Genomic DNA, 14,318 nt, shown 5'->3' on the forward strand with positions numbered 1-14,318 from the left:
TTCCTTATATAGTTGGATTATTCGTGTCATCCCGCGGGATGACATTGCAGCTTTCATATAAATATTTCACAGAATTATTAAAATGGCAATCTAATGGCAATCTATAAGTAAATCCTACGCCAAATTCTCCAATGGCTATAGTTTTTTGATAGGATTTGCCGGCACAAATTGCCCCGTTTTCATATCAAGCGTATCATAATTAATTCTTACTTTATATGCCGTTTGTAATTTTGCAGTTGCATCAATACTTAAATTTGAAGTTACATCTTGTGAAATCCCAAGACCTGCTTGCCAAGCAACACAATTTTTATGGGTTCTTCTTACTTTAAATCGCTATTTATAACACTCCACCTAGAAGAGGTAACTTTTATTTGTGCTATTCCACCTCCAAGTATTACAAAAGGTGTGAAAGTTTTTATTTTTTCTAAACCATAAATAAGATTTAGCATATATATTTGATAATACGGTAGTATTACCTGGAGTTTTAGGAATAGTGAGACCATTACTTAAATTTTGCTGAGGTAATACGTAATGCAGACGATATTTAGGTTGATAAGTTGCTGAGAATTCAATAGCTATCTGTGGATATATTATATAGCCTATTTCCCCACTATACATACTTGATTTTTTTAAAATTATTTCGGTATTTGAGTGTTTATGTCGGAATTTACTAACGACCGGTTCAACTATTCCGCCTTCTGCTCCTATATAGAACCCTGTTTCTTTTGCAAAAGCAATGTTATTAAAAATGATGATAGTAATAAAAAATAATTTTAGTAATTTAGTCATTATAATTTCTTAAAAAATAAAAAAATATTATATACCCCCTTTATTAATGGTCAATCATATTTTTCCTAATTATGGAAGCAATTATACCAAATAGTAATAAAGTAATAGTTACAGTGAGCGAAACATATGCCGGAATCGCTATATAATGATGAATAAATATTTTAAAGCCGATAAATATTAAAATTAAAGCCAAAGAATATTTTATATAACTGAAACGTTCTACAATTTCTGCTAAACAAAAGAATAACGCTCTAAGCCCTAAAATAGCAAAAATATTTGAAGTATAAATTATATAAACATCATTAGTAATTGCGAATATTGCCGGTATACTATCTATAGCAAAGACTAAATCTATTGCTTCTATCAGTACTAGAGATATAAAAAGGGGGGTAAAATATAGTTTGTTATTACGTTTAACAACAAATTTATCCTCTTCAAGATTAGGAGTAATATTTAGATTTTTTACTATTGACTTGTAAATATAAGAATTCTGTATATCAAAAGTTTTATGTGATACATAAAAAGTTTTTATACCGGTAGCAATAAGTATTACGGCAAAAATATATAATAACCAGGCAAATTTATTTATAAGAATAATACCGCCGTAAATCATTATGGCTCTGAATATTATTACGCCTATTATACCGAAAAATAAAACACGATGTTGATATTTCCCGGGAATTTTAAAAAATTGAAAAATAATAGAGATAACAAAAATATTATCAAGTGACATAGCTTTCTCAATGAGAAAGCAAGTATAATATTCACGAGCATGATCTACCCCCGTATTATAGTAAACATAGATACAGAATAAACAAGCCATTACAAAATAGAAAAGACTAAAAAGTACGCTTTCTTTAAAGCTCATTACGGTATTTTTTTTGTGTATTATTCCCAAATCGAGAATCAGTAAAGCAGCGATTACCGTATAAAAAATAATCCAACTCATTTATTTATCTCTTCATTTTATATTGCATGTGGAAATATAACCCCCCGCCAAACATAACTCTTAGCTGGAATTTTATAGTATTTTCTCCTTGTTTTAAATAACGCTTTATATCAATCGGTAAATTCTTAGCTTGTAATGCTTGACCTTGGTCATTTCCATTGTTACAGTACCTTTTCTCATCTAGAGAATCAACGTTAGTAGGGAGGCTAAGTAGCTTTGTGCCGTTGACATATATTAATGTGCAATCATCATACCATAAATCTTTTACTTCAAAATACTCAATATCGTCCATTATTGCATCTAAAGTTACTTTGAATTCTACAGTATGCAATATTGTATTGCCCGGTTCATTTGTTGCATCTATAAATGCCCCATCCTTTGGAAATGCCATAATGCTCTCCTGTGGTACCGGTTTTTTGTTTAAGATATAGTCACCTATTTTAGTTACCGGATTATAAGGGGTCTCAGGTAATTGGCTTGATGGAAAGTCGTTATAACCAACTTTTATAGGTAATCCTGTAGATTCTCTACAGCCGACATCTTGACCTAAAGGTTCAAACTCGACAACCTTTCTATCAGAATATGACAAACAATGGCGTTCTAAAGGTTTACTAGGATCAATAACTATCCAATTCGTTGGACATTTTCCTTTTGCAAGTTCTCCTATATCGCTTTCAGGCCATTCTGCATTACCGTGATTGTTACCGGAAGGAGCTCCCGCTGTGCTAGGAATTTTAGCACAAGTAGGTACTAATATAGGAGCACAAAGATTCAGCTCTTGCCAAGTTTTATCTCTTACATCCTCAGTCTCAGCTTTATATGTCGGCTCAGGACGAGTGTTTTCATCTCCTTTTGTATATGTCACTGTATAATATTTTGAAGGATCTACCGGTACTAATATTGGTCCTATGTTAGGTTCCGGCTTAATTCTATCTGTATAATCCCTACTTAAAACACATATTGGAGTATTAGCCTTATCGTTATTGGTATAGCATTTACTCGGGATCTTATTTATATTGCAAGTATAAATTGTAATACCTCTTCCTGGACCTGACACTGTTTCTTCTAGAGTACAGCTCGTTAGATCTGTATCTTTTTTACATAAGCCAAGATTTGGATATTTAACGCTATATTTATTTTTAAAATCCTTACAATTTATAGTATCGTTGTTGTTTAGTTTAGCAAGTACACAATTTGTCGAGTCATTATTGTAACCGGGAATAGGTGATCCATCAGGTAAAGTAGGAAGCGGCATAGGATTACAATGTTGGAAATTTTTCGGCATCAAGCAAGCATGTGTTCCACCTTGGATATATTTACCGTTTATATATTCTAAATATTTTAAATATACCGCACTTGAGTCAGGATTTCCATTACTATCATAAGGTTCTTTATCGTCTTTATATTTACCGTGAATAGTCAACTGATTTAGAGCATTTTCTCCTGAAAACGGCATAGCAATATATTTATCTTCCTTCGGATCTTTTGGTGGATCTTTAGGTATAAACGCAACGGAAGAACTATACTTATAACCGGCAAGCATTACTATGCTTTCTGTGTCAGTGGGGTTGGGAGGTGGAGGTCCGGCGTATGCTAACGGCGTTACAAGAGTGCTTGTTTCATCTATGATATTGTTGCCTTCTCTTACTTGTAATGAAGCAATGAATTGCGGTTTATAATAAGCATCGTTGAGATTGCTATTATTAGTACAGGTAATTCCGGCATATTGTTTTGCACATTCATAAGCAGCTAAGCTGTAAGAATGATTTGCTCTCGGTACGCAATCTATTAAATTACCGGACTCAAATAAGCAAATATTATTAGGATTTTGCTTATCGTCTTCAGTATTACTAATAGAGACATAAAGCTTTCTATCTTTACCGTTATTGTCTCTTAAGGTGACATCTGTCTTTATAGGCATTAAGCTAGTTGTATCTTGTTTTTGTACCTCAGGAAATTTTACGCTTACATCCTTAAATTCGCCGATATTAACTCCCCATACTTTTTGGCAGGTAGTTGAATTAGAACTTGGACAGTCCGGTATATCGCTTATGTAGTAATCGCTAGGTGTTTCTACATTTCCAATTTTCTGCGAATATACTATTCTAAATCCCTCATTACAACCGTTAGCCGTAACACTACATGGCGTAGGAATTTCTGTATTAATACATGGAGTGCCGCCTGAAGTATTCTTACACGATTTGATTAAATCTTTAAAAGCCGTATTAGTATGAGTAATTTTTGCTGAAGAAAAATCTATATTACGTGGTTCTACACAAGTTTTGAGGTTAGAGGGAGAACTCGTGCAAAGTGGAACAAGATTGCTAAAGCTAACACGTATGGTATTATTAACAATATTGTTTTTAACATTAATATTAGACGGCACTACACAAGCCGGACTAGTAGAAGATTGGTCAAACTTGCCGCTTGCATCTTTTATGCTACATACATTATTAGCACTAGCATTAATGCTAATATAATCTAAATTTGGACAATATGGCGGTGGAAAAGGTCCTAAAGGTAATTGTACACAACCAAAAGAATAGCTATCTACAGAACCGTTTAATGACCCAAGTGCTTCAATAATTTTTATTATTAAATCTGGAAAAAAATTAAAAATCTTTCCTATTGCATTAAGTATTGATTGAAGTACTTTTATAAATTCTGAATCTTGATCTATCATACCAAGAAGCTGCCCTAATAAACTTGGTAAACTTGCTCCTTTTACCATTTCAACTAAAAATTTTAATACTTTTGCAATAGGGCTAAGTTCATTAGTTTGATGAAGAGGTTGACGATTAGGATTCCAGTCCATCGGATCAAGATGTACACCGGAATCTGAAACAAGGTTAACAAGTCCAGGATCGCTATAAGCACAAAGTTTAGGAGATTTTAAAGTAACTATTTTTCCGTCTACACCGATTATCTTATTATCACTTTGCGTGTAACCGACTTTATTGAGATGTACTCCATCGGTATAACCTGGATCTGCAGGGGAAGGTGTAGTATTTATTCCGGGAGGCGGAGGCATATCCGGTACGGCAATTCTAGCACAAACTCTAGTTAGAGGTAGACCGTAACCTGTAGGCCATAATACACATTCTCCATCCCAATTTAAAGTAGAGTTTTGGTGCCAACAAGCTGCGGCATTACAGCTTTGAACTCTAATACGAATTTTTGGAGTAAAGTAACTACTATCAGGGGCTTCTTCCGCACATCTATTGAGTAAAAAACCGATAAATGTACCTGGGTAATCAAATTTTAATAAACAAGTATCATTATCGCGACCGTCGCTTTTATTCCAAGGAGGACACAATGTGTCTGGTTTAAAAGGTCCTCTTTTTACTTCATTTTTGCTGCCCTTATTCCAAATTTCCGTTCTTTCACTTTGACCGCAATTACATGGATCGTTAAGACAATCGACTATATCACCCCAAATAGATGCATATACATTAAATGAGAAAAATGAAAATAAGAAAAATAGTAAATATTTTTTTAACACTTTGAGTATTCTTTATGCTCGTTGTTTTTATAGTTCATAATAAATTATTGTCATCCTGCGAGCTTGTAGCGGGATCCAGTCCTTTTTAGTTTTTTTGGATCCCGTGAATAAATCACGGGATGACAGAGTGAAATATTAGTTCGTATTTAACTCATTATATAGGTAATTAACCCAATTATCCGGAGGACCTTGGTGTTGTTCAAGTATTTTTTTATAAATATCCATTTCCTCTTGTCTGCTTGATAAAATACGGACAATTCCTATTAAAGCGGCAATACTTAATTCAGAAGCTATCGATTCATTATCCTTACTAATTAAGAACATTCTTGCAGAAAGTATTAGCTGTGATAATTTTCGTGTTTCCGGCTCGCTTAAACCTAAAATTTTATCTAAATCTTCTATTTTAACGTCAGACGGTAAAATAATTTTAGTATTAATTAAATCAAGCCAAGGTTTTATAGTATATTTTGGATATGACTTAAGATAAATAAAATTGAAATTACTGACGAAAATACCGTTATTTTGAGATAAATTATTATAGATTAAATTTATATTATCATAATAAACCTCAGGTCTGTAAAGTTTATCAAAATTATCGGCAGCAAATATTTTAGGTTTTCTGCCAACTAGGCTTAAATGATAAGTAAAAGCATAAATTACTGCTGCACTAATACTTTGGTGCTTCTTTAAATTATTATTAAATTGTTCTAAAAATTTTCTCTCCGTCGGGTAAAATTGTTTAGAAAACGGCTCATCAGAAAGTTTATATAAATTAAACCCTATAACTTTCCCTTCTTCAATGTTAAGAGACGGTCCATCAAATAATCCATAATATAATTGTTCTTCGGTAAAAACTTTAAGTTTATCAAGTATTTGTATTCCTCCTTCCTCCTTAAAATCTTCTAATTTTAAAATATTGGAAAAAATACGTTTTTCTTTTTCAATTGATAAAATTTTATTTTTTAATTTCTCTAGAAAGGATATCTCTATTTCACTAAGAGGTGAAATATAATGACCACTGATTAATTTTAAAAATTCTAAAATGAAGGCTTGTGATTTTTCTGTATCATCTACTAAAAATGGATTGATAATTTGTTTGTCCGGTTCTAACCATTTGCCTTCTATTGCCTCGATAAAAATTTTAGAATCATTATTATTAGAGATATAAATTATTGTTGGATCGTATTTAGTCGATTCTGATATTAAAAAGTTCAATAATACGGTTTTGCCGGTTTTCCCCGTACCAAAGATGCAAGTATTACCTTTATTCGTTTTATCATGAAAATTCATGAAATATGGAGTACCTTTCTCGGTTCGTAGTAAAGTTATAGCCTTACCCCAAGGATTATATTGATTACCGAGTGTAGTATTATGAAGAGCGGTAAGAGAAGCAATATGTTCTACGGATAATGGTGACATTCTACGTATAAAGGCAAAGTTAGCAGGTAATTGCGACCAAAATATTTGCTCAATATTAAGATCTTCTTTTACATGAATAATACCAAGTTTAAAAAGTTCGGTTGATGCTTTAGTTACGGCTGCATCTAGTTTATTTTCATCTTCTTCTATAACGGCAATTGAAATTTGCTGATTACAAAATTGAAAATCTAAATTAGCTGCATCAAGCTTATTAATCCCTTTGTGATTAAGTAAAATTGAGTCGTTAGTAATTTTTAGAATATAATCTTGACCACGCAATTTGGATGTTACTTGTTTTTTGCTAACAAAGTAAAATATTTCAGTTATTATTAATTCAATCGGTAACTGTAAAAATTTATCCAGTGTATTAGAAGGAGTTTCTTGATATTCTTTTATAGATAGTAAAGAAGCGAATTTATTATTTTTCTCATGATCCGTAACTACCATTTTATCGCCGCTAATTGTATAAATACTTCTACCTAGTGCATCGGATAAATCTATTATAGGTACCAAACAATCATTATTATTAAGATTAGCTATTCGATTATATAAAAATAAAGGATTAGAAAAAACATTATCATTTTTAAATATTATACCGAGTTTTTCAGCACCGAATTCGTTTAAATCGTTTAAAATATTATTAGTGATATTTTCTAGTTTTTGAAAAGCTGAATCTAAGTAGTTATTTTCAAAATCAGTAATTAATTTATTAGATAAAGAATTTATTAAAGAGTTAAAATTTTTGATGTCAACTTTAGCAGAATTATGTACTATAGATATATATAAAGTATTAACGAATTTATCATTCCAATGGTTTTTTCTTTGCCATAGTGCATGAATATTTGCCGGTAATAATTTTTTGTAAGGAGTGGAATCGTCTAAATTTTGTTTTTCTCGTATTGTATGTAGCCAAAAAGCAAAATCATAATCGGTTATATTCTTTTTTATAGAAACTCTAACCATTTCACGTAAATTTTGTATGTTATCGCTTATTTTCTCTGAGTTAATGCCGTGTATTTTGATAATTTGTAGTAATTTACCGTCTTTAGTAAGTAAAGTATTTTCATTATAATGACATGCTATAGGTATAAAATTAGGAGCATTATAATTATATATATCTTTGTCAAATTTTCGTAAATCACTAAACACAAATAACCTGAATTTAAATTATCGTTTTGTATACTATGTAACATTTGGGATATCATCCCGCGACTTGATCGCGGGATCTAGAAATAACTTAACAATACTAATCATTTTATTATTAGTAATTGGATACCGTGGTCAAGCCACGGAATGACACAGAGTCACACAACGCCGTTTCCTACATGACGATGCCAATTTTTCAAATTAAACGAGTATACCATAAAACTTTATCTTATTATTTATATTTAATAAACAATTATTCACTATATGTAGTGATTTTTTGTAACCCTCCCATGTAATTTATCAAGACATCAGGTATAGTTATTGATCCATCTTCATTCTGATAATTTTCAAGTATTGCAACCATAGTTCTTCCGATAGGTAATCCTGAAGCATTTAAAGTATGAACTAAGGTAGTTTCGTTACTGCCGAATTCCTTATATCTTGCTTTCATTCTACGTGCTTGAAAATCTCCACAATTAGAACAGCTAGCAATTTCGCGATATTGCTTTTGTCCCGGAAGCCATACTTCTATATCATAGGTTTTTTTTGCCGCAAACCCTATATCTCCGGTGCAAAGTAACATAACACGATAAGGAAGATTCAGTTTTTGTAAAATAGTCTCTGATGCATTAGTTATATATTCATGTTCGGTTTTTGACTCTTCCGGAGTAGTAATAGATACAAGCTCTACTTTACCGAATTGATGTAATCTAATCATACCTCTTGTATCTCTACCGCTACTACCTGCTTCTGATCTAAAGCACGGGGTGTAAGCAACATAACGCATCGGTAATTTTTCTCTCGGTATAATAGTATCGGCGACTATATTTACTAAAGATACTTCTGCGGTTGGAATTAGTCTGTAACCATTTGTTGTTGCAAAAGACTCTTCGGCAAATTTAGGTAGTTGTCCTGCATTATACATAGCATTATCTCGAACTAATACCGGAGGTGATATCTCAAAGAAGTCAAACTCTTTAGTATGAACATCAATCATAAAATTAATTAAAGCACGTTCTAGCTTTGCTAAATCACCTTTTAACGTTACAAATCTAGCTCCTGAAATTTTAGCAGTTTGTTCAAAATCCATTAAATTTAATTTTGTACCTAGTTCAAAATGCTGCTTATTCAAAGCATTTGGATTTGTCTCTCCGTAAGTACGAACTAATTTATTCATACTTTCATCAATTCCGTAAGGTACTTCTTCGTCCGGAATATTAGGAAGCATATTTAATAGTTCATTTAATTCGTTATTATTATTTAGATCCTGTTCGAGTTCTTCCAATTTCTCATTTATATGTTTGACATCTCTTTGTAACCCTTCAAACTCTTCGCCGCTTTTAGAGGCCATATTACCTAAAATCTTTGATTTTACCTTACGTGCATGCTGAAATTCTTGAATTAAACTTGTAATTTTTCTTTTCTCTCCGTCGAGCATAGCAATTTTACTAGACATAGGTTCAATAAATCTTTGGCTAAGCTTTTCATCGAATAATTCTTGATTTTCTCTAATCCATTTGATATTTAACATTTAGTGTCCTCGGTTTTTCTATAAAATTACATATCATTATTGAAGTTTCATATAATAAAAGTAGCGGTATTGCAAGAGCAAACTGGCTTAAAATGTCAGGAGGTGTTAATATTCCTGCAATAATAAAGTTAATTACCACGGCAATGCGTCTTTTTTGCTTAAGTGTTTGTACCTTAACTATTTTTAGTATATTTAATATTATTATCACGACCGGTAGTTGAAAAGCAACTCCAAAAGCAATAATTAAATGAATAACTAAATTTAGATACTCGCTAATTCTTGCTTCCAAAACTATCGGTACTATCATATCACGTTTTTCAAAACTAAGAAAAAAATTCCAAGCTTTCGGCATTACAAAGTAAAAAACAAAAATACTACCGCACCAAAATAAAATAGGCGACATAAAAAGAATAAAAGCGATAATTTTTTTTTCATGGCGGTGTAACCCGGGACTGATAAATAAATAACACTCCAAAGCAATTATAGGTATAATAATAGTAAAAGCAGTAAAAGCTGCAAGTTTAATATAGGTAAAAAATGCTTCTGTAAGTCCTGTATAAATTATATTTCGTACCGTATCACCGCTTAGCTTAGCAAGTGGTTTTAATAAAAAACTATAAATATAGTCGCTAAAATAATAGCAAATAGCAAATATAATTATAAAAGCAGTAAATATTCTAAGAAGCCTTATTTTTAATTCTAATAAATGTTCTTGAAAACTATATAGTTTCATAAAAATTCTGACTCTTCATTTCGCAGAAATATATATATTATAAACCTTTTTTAATAATTGTCATATCTTTTTAGAAATATTCACAAAGCCTAGTTTCTTTCTATATATTTTATAAAATATCGGTATAAATAACATGCTAAACAGAGTATTACCTAAAAAGAATACAGGCCAAGTAAGATATTTTGCACAAATACCGCCAAGGCTAGCTAGAATAATACGGCTAAGAGAGCTAAAAGATGCAATAATAGAATATTGTGTGGCAACAAATTCACTATTGCAAAGGCTAGCAAAATAGATAGAGATAATAGTTCCTGCAAAGCCTGCACAAAAATTTTGTACTGTAACAGTTATTATAAATGTCTTTATATCATAGCCGATAGTAGCAAGAATCATAAACATAAGAGGTGATAATAATTGAATAACTCCACCAATTAAGACACTATGAAATATACCCATTTTTGTAGCTAAAACGCTGCCTAAAGCTCCCCCGACGATCATGATTAGTAACCCGTAAGCTTTGTAAATAACGGCAATTTCATGAGTAGTAAAACTTAAATCTAGAAATAAAGGAGAACTCATAGCCATAGGTATAGAATCCGCAGCTTTATATAAAAAGATAAACAATATAATTAGCAGTAAATATTGCTGTTTATTTTTTAAGGAGATAATACTTTTTTTAATAACTTCAAAATATTGTTGTAATCCTATTAAATTAGTAGTTGTATGACGTATTTCTTTTGATTGTGGTTCTTTGATACACAAAATTACTATAGGTCCAATTAGAGTAATGAATAGAGCAAATTTATATACTGTATTCCAGCCGAAAATAATTGATGAATATAAAGCACCGACGCTACCAAGTAACATACCTAAACGAAACCCTATGCTACTAAAGGTAAAAGCCATTGAAAGCTCTTCTTTCGATGTAGGTCTCTCAATTCTATATGCATCAAGTACAATATCTTGAGTAGAACTGCAGAATGAAATAATAAATAAGATAACGGCAGTAATATATAAATTATTACAAGGGCTTATGTTTAAGAACCCCGTCATTGCTAGGATTAAACATATTTGTGCTACTAATGCCCAGCCACGTCTGTGACCGAATTTAGAACATAAAAAAGGTATAGAGTATTTATCTATAAAAGGTGACCATATGACCTTTAAGCAATACGGAAAAGCAGCTAGTGATATCGAACCTATTATATCAGTGGTGTATGTTGCTTCGGATAATTGATATGGAACTGTAAAAAAAATTAAATTGAACGTAAGACCGGAAATTAAGCCTAAAAGTAAAATACCGATTAAATATGTATGGTTATTTATGTCATTCCTGCGTGAATTGATCTTCAACGTTGCGAGGAGAAACTGTAAGTTTCGACGAAGCAATCCAGTAAAAAATTCTGATTTACAGAATTTTTTATTATTTTTTCTGGATTGCCACACTCCTTTCAGTTGTGGCTTTGTTGCATGGCTCACTTCTACCTCTGTCATCCCGCGAGCTTGTAGCGGGATCCAGTTAAAAATACTAATATTATTAGTATTTTTAGTTGTTTTCTGGATACCGTGGTCAAGCCACGGTATGACACCGAACACGTTTTTTGAGCCATGCAACAACGCTTTCAGTCGCTCGTAATGACAATTAGGTACACACGCAATAATGCCTCGCAGGAATGACATAAAGGAATGATTAAAAATTTTGTACATGAAATCTAATAGCTTTAAATAGTTACTTAATATTTCATTTTTAGGGAGTAAGGGGCTACTTTGGAAAATATTTTACCGACTACCGGTATTTTAGTTACAATAGTGCTGATTAAGAAAAAAGAAGGAATAACATTTCCTTTAACCATAATTAATTGCTGCTTGGTATCAATATTACCTTTCATAGTAAAATCAAAGAACGGTCCATGTGCTTCCGTATCAAAAATTGTAATTATATTTCCTCTATAATTAAATTTACCGGTCATATCTTCAAATAAAATATTTTTATTATTAGTTATTGAACTAAGAAAACCCGGCAATGAAACAAAGGAAACAAGGCGTGTTAAAAAAGGAGTATCGACTACCGTAAAATGTTTTATAGAAAATTTGCCGTCTAATATCGGCACTATTTCACCTTTTTTTACTTCATATCTTTTTGTATTTAAGTTGATATTAATCTGACCGTTTTGCATAGTGGTATACATTCCGAGTCCCTTAAGCAATGCTCCGGCATTATCGGATTCAATTAGCCATTGTTCAAAAGTGTCCTTAGCGGTAAGCGACATCTTAACTTTTTTATTGTCGATATTAGCATTTAGAAAACCGGAGAAACACCGCACTTTATCACATTTAATTGCTAAATCAAGATTACCTAGAATTATATTATTTTTTAAAAGTATTTTTGATATATTAGTTTTTAAATTAATATTACGTGTAGAATCTCCCTCTTTTTCTAAAAACTGCATCATATTAGCATTTGATAAATCTAATCCGCTTCCATAAAGTTCCGTATTAAGATTATGGTTATCTATGATTATTTTTCCTTTTAAATCCGTATGATTATGTTTAACAGAGGCTAGATTAATATTATAAATATTTTTCTTAATTAAGGCATTACCGTTAATTTTTAGATTATCCTGCCCTGAAAGGTTAAATTCAATATTTCTATCGAAATTTTTATCATTTAATTTAGTATATAAATATAAATTAGCTTTTTTATATAATTTTTTATGAATGGATACTTTATCTATATAAAATTCTAAATTATCAAGATTAGAATTAACGGTAATAAAACTCTCATTATTATGCTGTTTTTTATACTCAAAATTTAAAACGGTGCTGCCTGAAATTAATTTAAATACTCCTAATCTTTGATTATTTGCCGCAATATTACTTTTTATTTTAAGTAAACACTCATTATTCTTATCCGATATATCATGATCATAAGTAAAGCTGCTTGCATAATTATTAATTTTACCTTTACCGCTAATATTTAGTTTATTGTCTTTAAAGCTACCTTTGGCTTCACCATTTTGTAATAGGATATTATTGTCTAAGGTGTTAAAAGAGATATTTGTTAATGTCGACAAAATATTATAGCTATTAGGGATATTTGGGCTAATAGGAATTATTAGCTCTATTATTGAATTTGCCGTTCCTTTGATTTTTTTAAGATCAATATTTTGATATGCATCATTTGGAACAAAGGCAATTAAGTCGTTAATTTCACCTTTAGCAGTAGCATTAAAAACAAATTGCGATTTATCTGGTCCTTCCCATTTGAAAGTCATAATACCGTCTGAAACGACACTTTTACCGCTATATGCTTCATTAATTAGAAATTTTATTTCCGGTCCTGAAATGATTATATTAGTATCAACTTTAGTTAAAGGCGGTAAATCTTTATGATATTTATATTCAAAATTCGAGATATGTAAATTTGCTTTTAAATTATCTTCTACTAAAATATTTTTTTTTAAAAATTTTTTATCTAATTTAATATTTAATTCTCCGTTTTGGATGTAACCTTGTTTTATATGTTCTTGCAAATATGAGATTATAGGATTATCCGGAATAATTTTTTCGACTGTTTGATAAATTATTAAAGGCATATTTGCGGCAGCTGCACTTGCGTCGATATTTTTATCGGTTATTATACCGTTTAGTGATAAAAAAGCTTTATCCCCAAAGGTAAGTTTGCAATTAACGGTCTTTGGATTATCTTTAGAATAGGTGGTTTTATATGAGCATAAAGCATTTCCTAGCGGTAAGCCCGCTCCTTGCTCATCGGTTAAGATATCACTTTTTATTGAAGTTAACCGTATGTCGGTTAGGGAATCTTTTTTAATTATATTTAACGAATAATCACCGGTCGTTGAAGTATTTATAATCTCTTCATCGTTATTTGAGATTACGGAAATTTTATCAATATTAAAATTAGCTTCTATTAATGAATTAGAAAAGAAATTTTTGAAATTAAAGAAAAGATTAAAATCGTTAATTTCTCCTCTAGCATTATCTATAAGACTTAAGGAAATTTTATCTATGGATAATCGGTTTTCTTTAAATTCTAAATTATGTAGTACAGCCTTTATATCATTTTTACTTAAATAAAATTCAATTATTTTTTTCAAAGGTTCATTTAAGTGTCCTTTATTTGCACTATAAACAGTTAGAGTTATAGCCAAAGATAATGAAATTAGAATTATAAAAATACTAGTAAAGGTTTTTTTAATAAAATTCATTTGAGCTTGTAAATCTATTG

General features: G+C 30.9%; 7 protein-coding genes and 1 pseudogene. All 8 read right to left on the minus strand.

Translation table 11 applies throughout. From position 1 onward, the window contains the following. Positions 1–4: 4 nt before the first annotated feature. Positions 5–789, minus strand: a pseudogene (locus REIP_RS12145) (outer membrane protein). Between the two features lie 43 nt (positions 790–832). Further along, the gene (locus tag REIP_RS01940) at positions 833–1,738 is read right to left on the minus strand and encodes a TerC/Alx family metal homeostasis membrane protein (RefSeq protein WP_045803678.1); all 906 of its coding nucleotides are present in this window, start codon (positions 1,736–1,738) and stop codon (positions 833–835) included. Between the two features lie 4 nt (positions 1,739–1,742). After that, a complete protein-coding gene (locus tag REIP_RS01945; protein WP_045803679.1) occupies positions 1,743–5,240 on the minus strand; it encodes a hypothetical protein in 3,498 nt (1,165 codons plus the stop codon). Positions 5,241–5,375: 135 nt separating this feature from the next. Then, on the minus strand, positions 5,376–7,808 hold the full coding sequence (locus REIP_RS01950) for a VirB4 family type IV secretion/conjugal transfer ATPase (protein WP_045803680.1): 2,433 nt from the start codon (positions 7,806–7,808) through the stop codon (positions 5,376–5,378). Positions 7,809–8,058: 250 nt separating this feature from the next. Continuing rightward, positions 8,059–9,336, minus strand: coding sequence for a serine--tRNA ligase (gene serS / locus REIP_RS01955; protein WP_045803681.1), 1,278 nt, complete (start codon positions 9,334–9,336; stop codon positions 8,059–8,061). Further along, positions 9,314–10,069 (minus strand): twin-arginine translocase subunit TatC, encoded by a 756-nt coding sequence (gene tatC / locus REIP_RS01960; RefSeq protein ID WP_045803682.1) that lies wholly within the window; start codon positions 10,067–10,069, stop codon positions 9,314–9,316. Before tatC ends, serS begins: the two co-directional genes overlap by 23 nt. Positions 10,070–10,129: 60 nt before the next feature. Then, entirely contained in the window at positions 10,130–11,776 is a 1,647-nt protein-coding gene (locus REIP_RS01965) for an MFS transporter (RefSeq protein ID WP_197069184.1), read from the minus strand. 26 nt (positions 11,777–11,802) lie between these two features. Beyond that, positions 11,803–14,298 carry an AsmA-like C-terminal region-containing protein gene (locus REIP_RS01970; RefSeq protein ID WP_045803684.1) on the minus strand — a complete coding sequence of 832 codons (2,496 nt, stop codon included), beginning with the start codon at positions 14,296–14,298 and terminating at the stop codon, positions 11,803–11,805. Positions 14,299–14,318 lie beyond the last annotated feature (20 nt).

This window comes from Rickettsia endosymbiont of Ixodes pacificus, from assembly GCF_000965155.1.
Taxonomy (GTDB): Bacteria; Pseudomonadota; Alphaproteobacteria; order Rickettsiales; family Rickettsiaceae; genus Rickettsia; species Rickettsia tamurae.

Excerpts from the sequence above, each read along its gene's own strand:
- tatC (WP_045803682.1), bottom strand. The coding sequence starts at position 10,069 with ATGAAACTATATAGTTTTCAAGAACATTTATTAGAATTAAAAATAAGG.
- serS (WP_045803681.1), bottom strand. The coding sequence starts at position 9,336 with ATGTTAAATATCAAATGGATTAGAGAAAATCAAGAATTATTCGATGAA.
- REIP_RS01965 (WP_197069184.1), bottom strand. The coding sequence starts at position 11,776 with ATGTACAAAATTTTTAATCATTCCTTTATGTCATTCCTGCGAGGCATT.
- REIP_RS01970 (WP_045803684.1), bottom strand. The coding sequence starts at position 14,298 with ATGAATTTTATTAAAAAAACCTTTACTAGTATTTTTATAATTCTAATT.
- REIP_RS01940 (WP_045803678.1), bottom strand. The coding sequence starts at position 1,738 with ATGAGTTGGATTATTTTTTATACGGTAATCGCTGCTTTACTGATTCTC.